Genomic DNA, 17,693 nt, shown 5'->3' with positions numbered 1-17,693 from the left:
GCCGGTCCTGCCGATGAGCGGCAGACCCGTCCCCGCCGGCGCCCGCCGGCCCGGGGCAGGCCGGACGACCCTCACCGGGTCGAGGCTGCGTCGCTCCGCCACGCTCGTGTGGCGGGGGATGCGCTCCGAGCCCCGGCTGTACCTGCTGGCCGTGGGCGCCTCCGCGGTGTTCGGCGCCGCCACCGTGCTGGTGAGCCGGGCCGTCGGCTGGGCCACCGACGCGGTCGTCGTCCCGGCGGTCGCCGGGGACCCGGACGCCCGGTCGCGCATCTGGGTCGCGGGGCTCGTGCTCGCCGCCGTGGCGCTCACCCTCGCGCTCGGTGTCGCGGGGCGGCGCGTCTGGGCCGGCTACGGCTTCGCGGCGATCCAGGCGCACCACCGGCGGGGGCTGTCCCGGCAGTACCTGCGCCTGCCGGTGTCCTGGCACCGCGCGCACCCCGCCGGCCGCCTCCTGTCCGCGGCGAGCGCGGACGTCGAGGCCGCGACCGGGGTCTTCAACCCCCTCCCGTTCGCGCTCGGCGTCGTCGTGATGATCGCGGTGGCCGCGGCGATGCTCCTCGCGGTGGACGTGTGGCTGGCGGTCGCGGCCCTGCTGGTCGTCCCGGCCGCGGTCGCCGCCAACGTCGTCTTCCAGCGCCACATGACGCCGGCGGTGACGCGCGCGCAGCAGCTGCGCGCCGAGGTGGCGGACGTCGCGCACGAGTCGTTCGAGGGCGCGCTCCTCGTCACCTCGCTCGGCACGGCCGACCGGGAGGAGCACCGGTTCGCGGAGCGCACCGACGCGCTGCGGGCCGCCAACGTGCGGGTCGGCTCCGTCCGGGCCGTCTTCGACCCGGTCATCGAGCTGCTGCCGTCGCTCGGCACGCTGGCCGTGCTGGGCGTGGGCACCTGGCGGGCGTCGTCGGGGGCGGTCGACGCGGGCGACGTCGTCACGGCCGCCTACCTGCTCACGGTCATGGCGGTGCCGGTGCGCGCCTTCGGCTGGGTGCTGGGCGAGCTGCCGCGCGCCCTGGTCGGCTACGACCGCATCGCCGGCATCCTGGACGCCTCGTCGACGCTGGCACCCGGGTCCCGCCCGCTGCCCCGCACGACCGGCGGCCTCGGCGTGCGCCTCGAGTCCGTGGGGGTGGACGTCCCGGCGGCCGGCACCACGGTCACGCTGCTGGACGGCGTGGACCTCGACGTCGCGCCCGGGTCCACGGTCGCGGTCGTCGGTCGGACGGGGGCGGGCAAGACGACGCTGGTCTCGCTGCTCGCCCGCCTCAGCGACCCCTCCCGGGGCCGCGTCCTGCTCGACGGGGCCGACGTGCGCGACCTCGCCGCGGGCGAGATCCCCGCGCAGGTCGCGTTCGTGACGCAGCAGACGTTCGTCTTCGAGGACACGGTCCGCGCCAACGTGACGCTCGCCGACCCCGGCGACGACGGCGCCCCCGACGACGCCGCGGTCTGGGACGCGCTGCGCGTGGCCCGGGTGGACGACGTCGTGCGCGCGCTCCCCGGAGGGCTCGACGCGCCCCTCGGCGAGCGCGGCGCCAACCTGTCCGGCGGGCAGCGGCAGCGGCTCGCCGTCGCGCGAGCCCTGGTCCGCCGCCCGCGCCTGCTCGTCCTCGACGACGCGACGTCCGCCGTCGACCCGCGCGTCGAGGCGGAGATCCTCGGCTCCCTCGCGTCGGCGCGGGGCCCGGGCGCCGAGCAGGGCACGACCGTCGTCATGGTCGCCTACCGCATGTCGTCCGTGGCGCTCGCCGACGTCGTCGTGCACCTCGAGGGCGGGCGGGTGGTCGACGTGGGCCCGCACGCGGACCTCCTCGCGCGGGACGCCGGGTACCGCGAGCTCGCCACCGCCTACGAGCGCGAGACCGCGCGCCGCGCGCGCGAGCTGGCCGACGAGGCCGCCGCGGGCGAGGACCTGCAGGGGGCCGAGGAGCAGGAGGGGACACCGTGAGCGCGACCCGCATCGCCGCCGCCAGCGAGCTCGGCGTGCTCGCCACGCTCCGTCGCGGCGTGCAGATCTCCCCGCAGATCGTCGACGGCCTGTGGCTGACGCTCGCGCTCGCCGTCCTCGCGGCCGCGGGCCGGGTCGTCGTGCCGGTCGCGGTCCAGCGCACGATCGACGACGGGATCCTCGCCACGGGCGGCCCCGACGCCGGCCGGGTGGCCCTGCTGACCGGGCTCGCCGCGGGCGCCGTCGTCCTCGCGGGCCTGTGCACCGCCGTGGTGAACGTGCGCCTGTTCCGCCGCACCGAGGCCGGGCTCGCCGCGCTGCGCGTGCAGGCGTTCCGGCACGTGCACGACCTGTCCACCCTGGCCCAGGGCACCGAGCGCCGCGGCGCCCTGGTGTCGCGCGTGACGTCGGACGTCGACACCATCTCCCTGTTCGTGCAGTGGGGCGGTATCCAGCTCCTGGTCTCGACGCTGCAGGTGCTCGTGGCGACGGCGCTCATGGCGGTCTACTCGTGGCAGCTGACCCTGGTGGTCTGGGCCTGCTTCGTGCCCCTCTTCCTGGTGCTGCGGCGGGCCCAGGGCTCGGTGAACCGGGCCTACGCGGCGGTGCGGCAGGCGGTGGGCGCCATGCTCGGCGCGATCTCCGAGGCCGTCGTGGGAGCCGAGACGGTGCGGGCGTACGGCGTGGCCGCGCGCACCGGCCGGCGGGTCGACGCGGCGGTCGAGCGCACGCGCGCGACCCAGGCCCGCGCCCAGCTGCTGGTCTCGACCGTGTTCTCGAGCGGCGTGCTCGTCGCGAACCTGGTGCTCGCCGTCGTCGTGGTGGTGGGCACCCTGCTCGGCGTCGGCGGCGGGCTGACGGCGGGCCAGGTGGTCGCGTTCCTCTTCCTCGTGCAGCTCTTCACCGGGCCGGTGCAGCAGGCCACCGAGATCCTCAACGAGCTGCAGAACGCCGTCGCGGGCTGGCGCCGCGTGCTCGCCGTGCTCGAGACGCCCGTCGACGTGGCGGAGGCGGACGACGCCGTGCCGAGCACCCGGGGCCCGGCGGCGGTCACGCTGCGCGGCGTGCGCTTCGCCTATCCGGACGGGCCGGAGGTGCTGCACGGCGTGGACCTGGAGCTGCCCGCGCGGCGGAAGGTCGCCGTCGTCGGGCGGACGGGCTCCGGCAAGACGACCGTCGCCAAGCTGGTCGCCCGGCTCATGGACCCCACGGCCGGGGAGGTGCTGCTCGACGGCGTCGACCTGCGCCGCCTCACGCTCGCGTCGTTGCGCGAGCGCGTGGTGCTCGTGCCCCAGGAGGGCTTCCTGTTCGACGGCACGGTGGAGCAGAACGTCGCCTACGGGCTCCGGCCGGAGCCGCCGTCCGACCCGGGCGAGACGAGGGCGCGGGTCGGCGCGGCGGTCGAGGCGCTGGGCCTGGCGGACTGGGTGGCCGGGCTGCCGCAGGGCCTCGACACGCCCGTGGGCCAGCGCGGGGAGGCGCTCAGCGCGGGGGAGCGGCAGCTGGTCGCCATCGCGCGCGCCTACCTCGCGGCGCCGGACCTGCTGGTGCTCGACGAGGCCACCTCGGCGGTCGACCCCGCGGCCGAGGTGCGCATCGCGCGGGCGCTGGACTCGCTCACGTCCGGCCGGTCGACCATCACGATCGCGCACCGGCTGTCCACGGCGGAGGCGAGCGACCTCGTGGTCGTCGTCGACGACGGGCGCGTGGTCGAGGTCGGCGGGCACGCCGAGCTCGCGGCCGCGGGCGGCGTCTACGCGCGGATGCACGCGAGCTGGGTGGCGCAGACCCGCTGACGGCGGAGCCCGACCGCGGACCGAGCGCGGACCGCGCGTCCTGCGCCCCGCGGGGCGTGGGAAGATGCTCAGGTGCCCGATCTGACCGATGCTCCCGCCCTCGACCCCGCGATCGCCGACCGGCTCAAGCGGGACGAGCACGGCCTCGTCGCCGCCGTCGTGCAGCAGCACGACACGGGCGAGGTCCTCATGCTCGGCTGGATGGACGACGAGGCCCTGCGCCGCACCCTGACCGAGGGACGCGTGACGTTCTGGAGCCGGTCGCGCGCCGAGTACTGGCGCAAGGGCGACACCTCCGGGCACGTGCAGCTCGTCCGCTCGGTCGCGCTCGACTGCGACGGCGACGCGCTGCTCGTGCGCGTCCACCAGGTCGGGGCCGCGTGCCACACGGGGACCCGCACCTGCTTCGAGGCGGGCGGCGACCTGGGGGCCGTCGTCGGCCCCGACGCGACCGCCTGACCGCCCCGCGGCGCGCGCCCCGCCCGGGTCGCCCCGGCCGGTCCGGACCAGCCCGACCCCGACCCACCCAGAACCACCCAGACCAAACCAGACCAAGCCCGACCAGCCCGACGATCCTCAGGAGGACCGGTGACCACGCCCACCGTCGCGCAGCCCCACCCCGCCCCGCGCCCCGCCCCCGTGGCGGGCCCGTCGGAGCAGGACCTGGCGTGGGGCGCGACGTGGCCGGGGCTCGGGACGTTCCGTGCGCTGGCCACCGACCGCCGTGTGATCCCCGTGGTGCGCCGCGTGCTCGCGGACGACGTCACGCCGGTGGGTCTCTACCGCACGCTGGCCCAGGACCGCCCCGGCACCTTCGTGCTCGAGTCGGCGGAGTCGTCGGGCGGCTGGTCGCGCTGGTCGTTCGTGGGCGTCGACTCCCGTGCCACCCTGACGGCCTCGGGCGGGCGCGCCGTCTGGCACGGCGACGTCCCGGCCGGCATCCCGCACGAGGGGGACGTCGTCGAGGTGCTCGGCGCGGCGCTCGAGGCGCTCCGCACACCGCCGATCGAGGGGCTGCCCCCGCTGACCGGCGGGCTCACCGGCGCGCTCGGCTGGGACGTGGTGCGGCACTGGGAGCCCACGCTGCCCGCGGACGCCCCCGACGAGCTCGGCGTCCCGGAGGTGGCCCTGAGCCTCGCGACCGACCTGGTCGCGGTCGACCACCACACCGGCACGGCCTGGCTGATCGCCAACGCGATCAACGGGGACGGCACGGACGAGCGCGTCGACGAGGCGCACGCCGACGCCGTCGCCCGGCTCGACGCCATGCAGTCGCGGCTCGCCGCCCCGGCCCCCGCGGTCCCCACGGTGCTGCGGGGGGCGGACGAGGTGACCGAGCCCGCCCTGGAGTTCCGCTCCACGCGCGAGGAGTTCGAGGCCGCCGTGCGTGCCGGGCAGGAGGCGATCCGTGACGGCGAGGTGTTCCAGGTCGTGCTGTCCCAGCGCCTCGACCTGGACTGCCCGGCCGCCCCGCTGGACGTCTACCGGGCGCTGCGCACCATCAACCCGAGCCCGTACATGTACTACTTCCGGCTCACCGGCCCCGACGGGCGCGAGCTGTCCGTCGTGGGGTCCAGCCCGGAGACGCTGGTGAAGGTGACCGACGGCCACGTCACGACGTACCCGATCGCCGGGTCGCGGCCGCGCGGGGCGACGGTGGAGGAGGACGTGGCGCTCGGCGAGGAGCTGCTCGCCGACCCCAAGGAGCGCGCCGAGCACCTCATGCTCGTGGACCTGTCGCGCAACGACCTCGTCAAGGTCTGCGAGCCGACGTCGGTCGAGGTCGTCGAGTTCATGGCCACCCGCCGGTTCAGCCACATCATGCACCTGTGCTCCACCGTCGTCGGGCGGCTGCGGGCGGGCGCGACGGCGCTCGACACGCTGCGCGCGACCTTCCCCGCCGGCACCCTGTCCGGGGCGCCGAAGCCGCGGGCGATCGCCCTGATCGACGAGCTCGAGCCCGCGTCGCGCGGCATCTACGGCGGCACGGTGGGCTACTTCGACTTCGGGGGCAACATGGACATGGCCATCGCGATCCGCACCGCGTGCATCCGCGACGGCAGGGCCTGGGTGCAGGCCGGCGGCGGCATCGTCGCCGACTCGGTGCCCGCGCTCGAGTACGAGGAGTCGCGCAACAAGGCGGCCGCGGCGGTGCGCGCGGTCCAGCTGGCGGCGCGGTTCCGGGGGCTCTGAGCGGCATGGGCACGACGGACGGACAGGGCGGGCGAGCAGACATGGACGGCACGGGACACGCCACGCACGACGCCGACGGCGGCCGCTCGCCGGGCCGGGGGCCGCTCCGGTCGCGGTCGCGGGCGGTGTGGTCGGTGGTGGCGGTCGGCGGGCTCACGCTCGCGACGGCGTCCCCCACGTGGGTGAGCACGACGGTGGCGACGGCGCTCCAGCCGACGGTCGACATCGCGGTCACGGGCACGACGGCGGCGCCGGCCGTGGGAGCGGCCGCGCTCGTGATCGCGGCGGCCGGGGTCGCCCTCGCCATCGCCGGGCGCGTGGCGCGCTGGGTCGCGCTGGTCGTCGTCGCGCTCGCGGGGGCGCTCGCCGCCGCCTCGGCCGCGGCGGTGCTCCTCGACCCGCTCCCGGCCGCGACGACGGGGGCCTCGGCGACCGCCGGCGTGACGGACCTCACGTCGCCCGTCTCCGTCGCCGTCTGGCCCTGGCTGACGGTGGTGCTCGGGGCCGCGGCCGTGCTCGTCGCGGCGCTCGCGGCGGCGGGCGCACCCGCGTGGGGCGCCACCTCCGGGCGGCACGAGCGGGCGGACGCCGCCGCGGGCGCGGGTGCGCCCGACCCGCGCGCCGACGGGGCACCCGCCGGCGGCGCCGCGGCGGGCAACCACCAGGACGCCCCCGACGAGCCCGGCCGGCACGACCCCCACGACGCGTGGGACGCGCTCTCCCGGGGAACGGACCCGTCCGCGGACCGCTAGGCTGGGCCGCGCACCACGTCACGAAAGGGCATCACATTCCCATGACCGATAACCGCAACGCCGAGGTCGCCTACCTGCCCCCGGCCGTCCCGCCCACGAACCACGGCCACACGACCGCAGCGTGGACGGCGATGATCGGCATCATGCTGGGCGTGGCCGTCGGCGCCGTCGGGATGCTGCCCGATGTCCCCGACGCGGTGGTCTGGGTCGGCGCCGTCATCGTGGCCGCCTCGCTCGTGCTCGGCCTCGTGCTGCGCAACCTGGGCTTCGGTCAGCCCAAGGACGGCGTGACGCCGCGCCGGTCCTCGGCCGGCCACTGAGCCCGTGCCGGGGCGGACCTGAGCCCCGGCGGCACCACGACGGCGCGTCCCCGACGACGGGGGGCGCGCCGTCGCTGCGTCTCACGGTCGGAGACGTGTCAGGACCGGCCCGCGGACGGGCCTACGATGGCTGGCAGACGTCGGTGCGGCGTCAGGGGACGGGAGGCAGACCATGACGGTCCTGGAGGACATCGTCGCGGGGGTCCGCGAGGACCTCGCGGTGCGCCAGGCGCGGACGTCGCTCGACGAGCTCAAGGAGCGCGCGGCACGCGTGCCGGGCGCGCTCGAGTGCTGCAGCCGGCTGCTCTCGGAGGATCGCGTGGCCGTGATCGCCGAGGTGAAGCGGTCCAGCCCCAGCAAGGGCAGCCTGGCGTCGATCGCGGACCCGGCCGCGCTGGCCGAGGAGTACGCCAGCGGCGGGGCGAGCGCGATCTCCGTGCTGACGGAGCAGCGGCGGTTCGGCGGCTCCCTCGCCGACCTCGACGCCGTCCGGGCCCGCGTGGACGTGCCGGTGCTGCGCAAGGACTTCGTCGTCACGCCCTACCAGGTCTGGGAGGCGCGGGCGCACGGGGCGGACCTCGTGCTGCTCATCGTCGCGGCCCTCGAGCAGACCGTGCTGACGTCGCTGATCGAGCGGGTGCACTCGCTCGGCATGACGGCGCTGGTCGAGGCCCACACCGAGGACGAGGTGCGCCGGGCGCTCGACGCCGGGGCACGGGTGGTCGGCGTGAACGCGCGCGACCTCAAGACCCTCGAGGTCGACCGCACCACCTTCGCGCGGCTCGCCCCGCTCATCCCTGACGACGTGGTCCGCGTCGCCGAGTCCGGCGTCCGCGGCCCGCACGACGTCCTGGACTACGCCCGGTCCGGGGCGCACGCCGTGCTCGTGGGCGAGGCGCTCGTGACCGACGGCGCGCCGCGCCGGTCGGTGGCCGACCTGGTCGCGGCCGGGCAGCACCCGGCCCTGTGGTCGGTGCGCCCGGCGGCCCAGCCGTAACCCACCGCGCACCCACCGCGGCGCGCCGCCCGCGCGCTCGGCACCCGGCACAACACCCGGCACAACACCACACGGCACACCATCCCGACGGCGTCCTGGACGACGGTCGGCCGAGGCCCGGACGACGGGTACCCTCGGACGGCCCCTCGTGCAGAGCGCCGAGCGGTGGTGCCGACGAGAGACGGAGGACCCGTGCCCGACCAGCCCGTACGGGAGGCCCTGACCGACACCCTGGCGCACCAGGTGCTCGGGCGGCTCGCGGACGTCCAGGGCCCGTACTTCGGGCAGTTCGGCGGCCGCTTCGTGCCCGAGGCGCTCATCGCCGCGCTCGACGAGCTCGAGACCGAGTTCCGCAAGGCGCTCGGCGACCCGGCGTTCACCGACGAGCTGGCGCGTCTGCACCGCGAGTACACGGGCCGCCCCTCGCCGCTCACCGAGGTGCCGCGCTTCGCGGAGCACTGCGGGGGCGCGGAGGCGGGCCACCGGGTGTTCCTCAAGCGCGAGGACCTCAACCACACCGGGTCCCACAAGATCAACAACGTGCTCGGTCAGGCGCTGCTGGTCAAGCGCATGGGCAAGACGCGCGTGATCGCCGAGACGGGTGCCGGCCAGCACGGCGTCGCCACGGCCACCGCCGCCGCCCTGCTCGACCTCGAGTGCGTCGTCTACATGGGCGAGGAGGACACGCGGCGCCAGGCGCTGAACGTGGCCCGCATGCGCCTCCTGGGCGCCGAGGTGGTGCCCGTGACGATCGGGTCGCGCACGCTCAAGGACGCCATCAACGAGGCGCTGCGCGACTGGGTCGCCAACGTCGACTCCACGCACTACCTGCTCGGCACGGTCACCGGGCCGCACCCGTTCCCGGAGATGGTGCGCGAGTTCCACCGCATCATCGGCGAGGAGGCGCGCGAGCAGATCCTCGAGCGCACCGGCCGGCTGCCCGACGCCGTGGCGGCGTGCGTGGGCGGCGGCTCCAACGCCCTCGGCATCTTCAACGCCTTCCTCGACGACGAGGGCGTGTCGCTGCACGGCTTCGAGGCCGGGGGAGAGGGCATCGAGTCCGGGCGGCACGCGGCCCGCTTCTCCGGCGGGGCCCCGGGCGTGCTGCACGGCGCCCGCTCCTACCTGCTGCAGGACGACGACGGCCAGACGCTGCCGAGCCACTCGGTCTCGGCCGGCCTGGACTACCCGAGCGTCGGGCCCGCGCACTCCTGGCTGCACGACCTGGGCCGCGCCGACTACGAGCCCGTGACGGACGACGAGGCGATGGAGGCGTTCCGCCTGCTGTGCCGGACCGAGGGGATCATCCCCGCGATCGAGTCCGCGCACGCCCTCGCCGGCGCCCTCCGCCTCGGCCGCGAGGCCGCCGCGAGCGGACGCACCGGCCAGGTCATCCTGGTGAACCTGTCCGGCCGCGGGGACAAGGACGTGGCCACCGCGGCGCGGTGGTTCGGGCTCCTCGACGAGGAGCAGGCGACGGACGCCACGCCGGAGGGAGACCAGTGACCACGACCGACACCCCGCCCGCGACGGCACCGTCCGCCGGGTCGGCCACCGGAGCACGCCTCGACGCCCTGCGGGCCGAGGGGCGCGCGGCCCTGGTGGGCTACCTGCCCGTCGGCTTCCCCGACGTGGAGCGCTCGATCGAGGCCGTCCTGGCGACCGTGGACGCGGGCGCCGACGTCGTCGAGATCGGCGTGCCGTACACCGACCCCGTGATGGACGGCCCGGTCATCCAGCGTGCCGCGGAGGCCGCGCTCGCCGCCGGCACCCACGTCCGCGACGTGCTGCGCGTCGTCGAGGCCGTCGCCGAGCACTCCGGCGGTCGCGTGCCCGCCCTCGTGATGACGTACTGGAACCCGGTGCTGCGGTACGGGGTGGACGCCTTCGCGCGCGACCTCGCCGGTGCGGGGGGTGCCGGACTCATCACCCCCGACCTCATCCCCGACGAGGGCGCCGAATGGATCGCCGCGTCCGAGGCGCACGGCCTCGACCGCGTGTTCCTCGTCGCCCCGAGCTCGACGGCCGAGCGGCTCGCCCTCACGGCCCGCGCCTCGCGGGGCTTCGTCTACGCGGCGTCCACGATGGGCGTCACGGGCACCCGCGACCAGGTGGGGGACCGGGCCGAGCAGCTCGTCGCCGACACCCGCGCGGCGGGCGCCGACCACGTGTGCGTCGGGCTCGGCGTCTCGTCCGGCGACCAGGCCGCCGAGGTGGGCCGGTTCGCCGACGGCGTCATCGTCGGCTCGGCGCTGGTGCGGCCCCTGCTGGCCGACCGCCCCTGGGCCGACCGGCTCGACGCGCTGCGGTCGACCGTCGCGGACCTCGCCGACGGCGTGCGCCGCGCCCGCGGGGGGCCGGGGGCGTCCGCGTGACCGCGACCCTGCTGGCCTCCGCGGCGTCGGTGCAGGCAGCGATCCCCAGCCCGTCGCAGCACACCTGGTACCTCGGGCCGGTGCCGCTCCGCGCCTACGCGCTCGCCATCCTGGCGGGCATCGTCGTCGCGGTCTGGATCACCACCAGGCGTTGGGTGGCCCGGGGCGGCGACCCGGACGACGTGCTCGACATCGCGTTCTGGGCGGTGCCGTTCGGCATCGTGGGCGGCCGGATCTACCACGTCATCAGCACCCCCGAGCCGTACTGGGGCTCCGGCGGCGACCCCGTCCGGGCCCTGTACATCTGGGAGGGCGGCCTGGGGATCTGGGGCGCGGTCGCGCTCGGCGCCGTCGGCGCCTGGATCGGCTGCCGCCGCAAGGGCGTGCGCCTGAGCTCCTTCGCGGACGCGCTGGCGCCCGGCCTCCTCGTCGCGCAGGCGATCGGGCGCCTGGGCAACTGGTTCAACCAGGAGCTCTTCGGGGCGCCGACCACCCTGCCGTGGGGCCTCGAGGTCTCCCCGGAGGTCATCGAGCGCCTCAACGCCCAGACCGGCACCTCGTTCGCCGCGGGGACGCTGTTCCACCCGACGTTCCTGTACGAGCTGCTCTGGAACCTCGGGGCGGCCGCGCTTCTCGTCTGGCTCGACCGCCGGTACAGGCTCGGTCATGGGCGGGTATTCTGGGCCTACGTCGCGCTCTACACTCTGGGCAGGGTGTGGATCGAGATGCTCCGCATCGACACCGCCGAGCACGTGCTCGGGCTGCGTCTGAACGTGTGGACGTCGATCGTCGTGGGCCTGGGCGCCCTCGTCGCCTTCGTCGTCATCGGCCGGCGCCACCCGGGACGTGAGGACGGGGTGGAGCTGCCCGGTCGCAGCCGCGACCGGCAGGGAGAGGACCGTCGGCCCGGCGACGACCGGGACGGCACCGCGCCGGGTTCCCCGGCCGGCACCGAGAACGACACTGAGCCTGACACCGAGCTTGACACCACGAGCACCGCGCACGCCGGGGCCGCCGCAGGCGCCCCCGGCCGGGACGACGGCCGCGACAGCGGCGGCGGACCGCACCGTGCGGACGCGGGCGGACCCGGACCCGACCAGGGACCGGCCGACCGCGCCTGAGGCGACGCCGACCGGGGTACCACCCGGTCGGGGCCGCCTATGTTTCCGACGGGCCGACGATGTCCCGACCACCATTGAGCATGACGCGCCCGCGTGCGGGCGTGCAGGAGGACGGTGTTGATGACCACGCCGCAGCATCGGGTCGCGCGGCCCTCGGCCCAGGGCCTCTACGACCCCGCGTCGGAGCACGACGCGTGCGGTGTCGCGTTCGTCGCGACCCTGCGCGGGACGCCCGGCCGCGACATCGTGGACGCCGGCCTGACGGCCCTGCTGAACCTCGACCACCGCGGAGCGGTCGGCGCGGAGGAGAACAGCGGGGACGGGGCCGGCATCCTCACGCAGATCCCGGACGCCTTCGTCCGGGACGTCGTCGCGGCGGAGCTCCCGCCCGCCGGGCACTACGCGATCGGCATGGCGTTCCTGCCGCAGGACCGCGCGGAGGCCGACGCGGCCGCGCGCCGGTTCGAGGCGATCGCCGCGGAGGAGAAGCTCGACGTCCTCGCGTGGCGCGACGTGCCGGTCACGGCCGACCTGGTCGGCCCGACCGCTCGCGCCTCGATGCCCCTGTTCCGGCAGGTCGTCGTGGCGGACCCGTCGCGCGAGCTGTCGGGGCTCGAGCTCGACCGGCGGACCTATCGGCTGCGCAAGCGCGCGCAGAACGAGCTGGACCTGTTCCTCGCGTCCCTGTCGAGCCGCACCCTCACGTACAAGGGCATGCTCACGACGGCGCAGCTCGAGCCGTTCTTCCCCGACCTGAGCGACCCGCGGTACGCGTCCGAGATCGCCCTCGTCCACTCGCGGTTCTCCACGAACACGTTCCCGTCGTGGCCGCTCGCGCAGCCGTTCCGGCTCGTGGCGCACAACGGCGAGATCAACACCGTGCGCGGCAACCGCAACTGGATGGCGGCCCGCGAGAGCACCATGGCCAGCGAGGCCCTCGGCGACCTCGGCCCGCTGCTTCCCGTGTGCACGGAGGGGTCGAGCGACTCGGCCAGCTTCGACGAGGTGCTGGAGCTGCTGCACCTGTCGGGCCGCTCGCTGCCGCACGCCGTGCTGATGATGATCCCGGAGGCGTGGGAGAACCACGCCGAGATGGACCCGGCGCGGCGCGCGTTCTACCAGTACCACGCGAACCTCATGGAGCCGTGGGACGGTCCCGCCTGCCTCACGTTCACCGACGGCACCCTCATCGGCGCGGTCCTCGACCGCAACGGCCTGCGGCCGGGCCGCTACTGGGTCACGGAGGACGGCCTCGTCGTGCTCGCGTCGGAGGCCGGCGTCCTGGACATCGACCCCGCGACGATCGTGCGCAAGGGCCGTCTCGAGCCCGGGCGCATGTTCCTGGTCGACACGGCCCAGGGGCGCATCGTGGAGGACGACGAGCTCAAGTCGCAGCTCGCCGCCCAGCGGCCCTACGGCGAGTGGATCGCCGGCAACACGATCACGCTGGACTCGCTGCCGGAGCGCGAGCACGTCGCGCACTCGCCCGCGTCCGTCCAGCGCCGCCAGCGCGCCTTCGGGTACACCACCGAGGAGCTGAAGATCCTCCTCACGCCGATGGCGGACACCGGCGCGGAGGCCCTCGGGGCCATGGGCTCGGACACGCCGATCGCCGTCCTGTCGAGCCGCCCCCGGCTGCTGTTCGACTACTTCACGCAGATGTTCGCCCAGGTGACGAACCCGCCGCTGGACTCCATCCGCGAGCAGCTCGTCACGGCGATCGACAGCACCATCGGGCCCGAGCCGAACCTCCTCGAGGAGGTCGCCGACCACGCCCGCAAGCTCGACCTGCCGTTCCCGGTGCTCGACAACGACGAGCTCGCGAAGATCGTGCGCATCGACCGTGACCCCCGCCTGGAGGGCGAGTTCCGCGCCGGCATCGTGCGGGGTCTGTACGAGGTGTCGGGCGGCGGCAAGGCGCTGCAGGCCCGGCTCGAGGAGATCTTCGCGCAGGTCGACGCGGACATCGCGGCCGGCGTCACGCACGTCGTGCTGTCGGACCGTGACTCCGACTCCGAGCTGGCGCCGATCCCGTCGCTGCTCCTGACCAGCGCCGTGCACCACCACCTGCTGCGGCAGGGCACGCGCACCCGGATCTCGCTGGTCGTGGAGGCGGGGGACGTGCGCGAGGTGCACCACGTCGCGCTCCTCATCGGGTACGGCGCGGCCGCGGTGAACCCCTACCTCGCCATGGAGACGGTCGAGGACCTCGCGCTGCGCGGCTACCTCGCCGTCCCGCCCGAGAAGGCCGTCGCCAACCTCATCACCGCGCTCGGCAAGGGCGTGCTCAAGGTGATGAGCAAGATGGGCATCTCGACGATCATGTCCTACCGGGGCGCGCAGATCTTCGAGGCCGTCGGCCTCTCGCACGAGCTCGTCGACGACTACTTCACGGGCACCACGAGCCGCTTGGCGGGTATCGGCCTGGACGTCATCGCGGCCGAGGTCGCGGCGCGGCACGCCGAGGCGTACCCGGCGTCGGGCAACCACGCGGCGCACCAGCGGCTGACCAGCGGCGGCGAGTACCAGTGGCGCCGGGACGGCGAGGAGCACCTCTTCGACCCCGAGACGGTCTTCCGCCTGCAGCACGCGACCCGCACGGGGCGGATGGACATCTTCCGCCAGTACACGCGGCGCGTGGACGAGCAGTCCCGCCGGCTCATGACGCTGCGCGGCCTGCTGCGGTTCACCCCGGACCGCGAGCCGGTCCCGATCGACGAGGTCGAGCCCGTCGAGGAGATCGTCAAGCGGTTCAACACCGGCGCGATGTCGTACGGGTCGATCTCCGCCGAGGCGCACGAGACCCTCGCGATCGCCATGAACCGCCTCGGCGGACGGTCCAACACCGGTGAGGGCGGCGAGGACCCGGAGCGCCTGTACGACCCGGAGCGTCGCTCGCGGGTCAAGCAGATCGCGTCGGGCCGCTTCGGCGTGACGAGCGAGTACCTCACGAACGCCGACGACATCCAGATCAAGCTGGCCCAGGGCGCCAAGCCGGGCGAGGGCGGGCAGCTGCCCGGGCCCAAGGTGTACCCGTGGGTCGCGAAGACCCGGCACTCGACGCCCGGCGTGGGGCTCATCTCGCCGCCGCCGCACCACGACATCTACTCGATCGAGGACCTGGCGCAGCTCATCCACGACGCCAAGAACGCCAACCCGGCCGCGCGCGTGCACGTCAAGCTCGTGTCCGAGTTCGGCGTCGGCACCGTGGCGACGGGCGTGTCCAAGGCGCACGCGGACGTCGTGCTCATCTCCGGTCACGACGGCGGCACGGGCGCGAGCCCGCTGACGTCGCTCAAGCACGCGGGCACGCCGTGGGAGATCGGCCTGGCCGAGACGCAGCAGACGCTCGTGCTGAACAACCTGCGCGACCGCATCGTGGTGCAGGTCGACGGGCAGATGAAGACCGGTCGCGACGTCGTCGTGGCCGCGCTGCTCGGGGCCGAGGAGTTCGGCTTCGCGACGGCGCCGATGGTCGTCTCGGGCTGCGTCATGATGCGTGTCTGCCACCTGGACACCTGTCCCGTCGGCGTGGCGACGCAGAACCCGGAGCTGCGCAAGCGGTTCACGGGGAAGCCGGAGTTCGTCGTGAACTTCTTCGAGTTCATCGCGCAGGAGGTGCGCGAGCACCTCGCCTCGCTCGGCTTCCGGTCGCTCGAGGAGGCCGTCGGGCACGTCGAGGCGCTCGACACGCGCAAGGCGGTCGACCACTGGAAGGCGCAAGGTCTCGACCTCGCGCCGGTGCTCGCGGCCCCCGAGCCGGCGCCGGGCACCACGCTGCACCAGGTCGCCACCCAGGACCACGGCCTGGCCAAGGCGCTCGACAACCAGCTGATCGAGAAGGCGCGTCCCGCGCTCGAGGACGCGCTCCCGGTGCGGATCGAGCTGCCGGTGCGCAACGTCAACCGCACCGTGGGCACGATGCTCGGTCACGAGGTGACCAAGCGGTACCGCGGCGAGGGGCTGCCCGACGACACGATCGACGTCACCCTCACGGGCTCCGCCGGTCAGTCGCTCGGGGCGTTCCTGCCCCGCGGCGTCACGCTGCGGCTGTACGGCGACGCCAACGACTACGTCGGCAAGGGGCTGTCGGGCGGGCGGATCGTCGTCCGCCCCGATCGCTCTGCGGTGCTCGAGGGCGCAGCGAACGTCGTGGCGGGCAACGTCATCGGCTACGGCGCGACGTCGGGCGAGATCCTGCTGCGGGGCCGGGTGGGCGAGCGCTTCGCCGTGCGCAACTCCGGGGCGACGCTCGTCACCGAGGGCGTGGGCGACCACGGCTGCGAGTACATGACGGGCGGCACCGTGCTGGTGCTCGGCCCGACCGGCCGCAACTTCGGCGCGGGCATGTCGGGCGGCGTCGCGTACGTGCTCAACCTGCGCGACGTCGCGATGAACATCCAGGCCGTCTCGAGCGGTGAGCTCGAGGTGGGCCCCCTGGAGGACGCCGACTGGGACCGCGTCCGCGGCCTCCTGGAGCGGCACCTGGAGGAGACGGGGTCGCCGCTGGCGGCCGAGCTCCTCGAGGACGACGGTGCCCGGGCGCGGTTCTCGCGCGTCCTGCCCGCGGGCTGGGCCCGCGTGCGTGCCGCGCTGGCCGACGCCGAGGCCGCCGGGAAGACCCTGGGCGAGGGCGACGACTTCGACCCGGCGATGTGGGAGCAGATCATGGAGGTGGCGCGTGGCTGACCCCCGCGGATTCCTGAAGGTGCGGGAGCGTGAGCTCCCGCCGAACCGTCCCGTCGAGGTGCGGCTGCGTGACTGGAAGGACACGCACGCCCACCGCGAGGAGGGCCAGCCGTTCCTCAAGGAGCAGGCGGGCCGCTGCATGGACTGCGGCATCCCGTTCTGCCACCAGGGCTGCCCGCTCGGGAACCTCATCCCCGAGTGGAACGACCTGGTGTGGCGCGACCAGTGGGCCGACGCGATCGAGCGCCTGCACGCGACCAACAACTTCCCGGAGTTCACGGGGCGCGTCTGCCCGGCTCCCTGCGAGACGAGCTGCGTGCTGGGCATCAACCAGCCCGCGGTGACGATCAAGAACGTCGAGGTCTCGATCATCGACGAGGCGTTCGAGCGTGGCCTGGTCACGCCGCAGGTGCCCCAGCGGCTCACCGGCTCGACCGTGGCCGTGGTCGGCTCCGGGCCGGCGGGTCTCGCGGCCGCCCAGCAGCTCACCCGCGCCGGCCACACGGTCGTCGTGTACGAGCGGGACGACGCGATCGGCGGGCTGCTGCGCTACGGCATCCCCGACTTCAAGCTCGAGAAGCTGCACATCGACCGCCGCCTCGAGCAGATGGAGGCCGAGGGCACCCGCTTCCGCCCCGGCGTCGCGATCGGCCGCGACATCACCTGGGACGCGCTGCGCCGCCGGTTCGACGCCGTGGTCCTGGCCACCGGCGCCACCGTGCCGCGCGAGCTCGGGCTGCCGGGCCGCGAGCTCGGGGGCGTGCACTTCGCGATGGACTTCCTCACCCCGGCCAACAAGGCCGCGGCGGGGAACCCCGTCGAGGGCGCGCCGTCGGCCGCGGGCAAGCACGTCGTGATCATCGGCGGCGGCGACACGGGCTCGGACTGCCTCGGCACGTCGCTGCGGCAGGGCGCGGCGAGCGTCACCACCCTGGCGATCGGCAAGAAGCCGCCGCTCGAGCGTCCCGCGAACCAGCCGTGGCCGACCGACCCGATCGTCTTCGAGGTCTCGACCTCCCACGAGGAGGGCGGGGAGCGCAGCTACCTGGCCTCGACGGTAGAATTCGTGGGCGGCGAGGACGGGAACGTCCGGGCCCTCAAGGTCGCCGAGACCGAGTACCTGCCGGACGGCCGGCGGGTGCCGAAGGCGGGCACCGAGCGGGAGATCCCGGCGGACCTGGTCCTCATCGCGATGGGGTTCACCGGTCCCGAGACCGACGAGCTGGTGGCCCAGACCGGCGCGGAGCTCACGACGCGCGGGCTGGTGCGGCGCGGCGACGACTACGCCACCAGCCTGCCCGGCGTCTACGCGACGGGTGACGCGGGCCGGGGGCAGTCGCTGATCGTCTGGGCGATCGCCGAGGGCCGCGCGACGGCGGCCGCCGTGGACGCCTACCTGCAGGGCAGCTCCGAGCTGCCCGCGCCGGTGGGCCCGCGGACGGTCGCGCTGCGAGGATAAGAAGGACAACGACGAAGCAGTACCCGGGTGCCGTTCGGGCGCCCGG

12 protein-coding genes are annotated in these 17,693 nt (G+C 75.0%); all 12 read left to right on the top strand.

All coding sequences use genetic code 11. The features are described from left to right. The first annotated feature begins 13 nt into the window (after nt 1-13). On the top strand, nt 14-1,945 hold the full coding sequence (locus tag ACH436_RS04570) for an ABC transporter ATP-binding protein (protein ID WP_430558970.1): 1,932 nt from the start codon (nt 14-16) through the stop codon (nt 1,943-1,945). Next, the gene (locus tag ACH436_RS04565; RefSeq protein WP_430558969.1) at nt 1,942-3,741 is read left to right on the top strand and encodes an ABC transporter ATP-binding protein; all 1,800 of its coding nucleotides are present in this window, start codon (nt 1,942-1,944) and stop codon (nt 3,739-3,741) included. The genes ACH436_RS04570 and ACH436_RS04565 overlap by 4 nt, the downstream gene beginning before the upstream one ends. Before the next feature lie 72 nt (nt 3,742-3,813). After that, nucleotides 3,814-4,200, top strand: a complete 387-nt coding sequence (gene hisI / locus ACH436_RS04560) for a phosphoribosyl-AMP cyclohydrolase (protein ID WP_430558968.1) — start codon at nt 3,814-3,816, stop codon at nt 4,198-4,200. 180 nt (nt 4,201-4,380) lie between these two features. Further along, entirely contained in the window at nt 4,381-5,934 is a 1,554-nt protein-coding gene (locus tag ACH436_RS04555) for an anthranilate synthase component I (protein ID WP_430559154.1), read from the top strand. Nucleotides 5,935-5,975: 41 nt separating this feature from the next. Beyond that, nucleotides 5,976-6,686, top strand: a complete 711-nt coding sequence (locus ACH436_RS04550; RefSeq protein WP_430558967.1) for a Trp biosynthesis-associated membrane protein — start codon at nt 5,976-5,978, stop codon at nt 6,684-6,686. 41 nt (nt 6,687-6,727) lie between these two features. Further along, nucleotides 6,728-7,006 carry an HGxxPAAW family protein gene (locus ACH436_RS04545; RefSeq protein WP_430558966.1) on the top strand — a complete coding sequence of 93 codons (279 nt, stop codon included), beginning with the start codon at nt 6,728-6,730 and terminating at the stop codon, nt 7,004-7,006. 172 nt (nt 7,007-7,178) lie between these two features. Continuing rightward, entirely contained in the window at nt 7,179-8,003 is an 825-nt protein-coding gene (gene trpC, locus ACH436_RS04540; protein ID WP_430558965.1) for an indole-3-glycerol phosphate synthase TrpC, read from the top strand. A gap of 192 nt (nt 8,004-8,195) precedes the next feature. Then, nucleotides 8,196-9,509: a tryptophan synthase subunit beta gene (gene trpB, locus ACH436_RS04535; RefSeq protein ID WP_430558964.1), complete on the top strand. Its 1,314-nt coding sequence runs from the start codon at nt 8,196-8,198 to the stop codon at nt 9,507-9,509. Continuing rightward, nucleotides 9,506-10,378, top strand: a complete 873-nt coding sequence (gene trpA / locus ACH436_RS04530) for a tryptophan synthase subunit alpha (RefSeq protein WP_430558963.1) — start codon at nt 9,506-9,508, stop codon at nt 10,376-10,378. Before trpB ends, trpA begins: the two co-directional genes overlap by 4 nt. Next, entirely contained in the window at nt 10,375-11,499 is a 1,125-nt protein-coding gene (gene lgt, locus ACH436_RS04525) for a prolipoprotein diacylglyceryl transferase (RefSeq protein ID WP_430558962.1), read from the top strand. The genes trpA and lgt overlap by 4 nt, the downstream gene beginning before the upstream one ends. Before the next feature lie 120 nt (nt 11,500-11,619). After that, a complete protein-coding gene (gene gltB / locus ACH436_RS04520) occupies nt 11,620-16,188 on the top strand; it encodes a glutamate synthase large subunit (protein WP_430558961.1) in 4,569 nt (1,522 codons plus the stop codon). After that, a complete protein-coding gene (locus tag ACH436_RS04515; protein ID WP_430558960.1) occupies nt 16,181-17,647 on the top strand; it encodes a glutamate synthase subunit beta in 1,467 nt (488 codons plus the stop codon). The genes gltB and ACH436_RS04515 overlap by 8 nt, the downstream gene beginning before the upstream one ends. Nucleotides 17,648-17,693: the final 46 nt, after the last annotated feature.

This window comes from Isoptericola sp. NPDC019693, assembly GCF_044389085.1.
Lineage (GTDB): Bacteria > Actinomycetota > Actinomycetes > Actinomycetales > Cellulomonadaceae > Isoptericola.
Note: the sequence above shows the minus strand (reverse complement) of the source record. Positions and strands in the feature narration are given on the sequence as shown.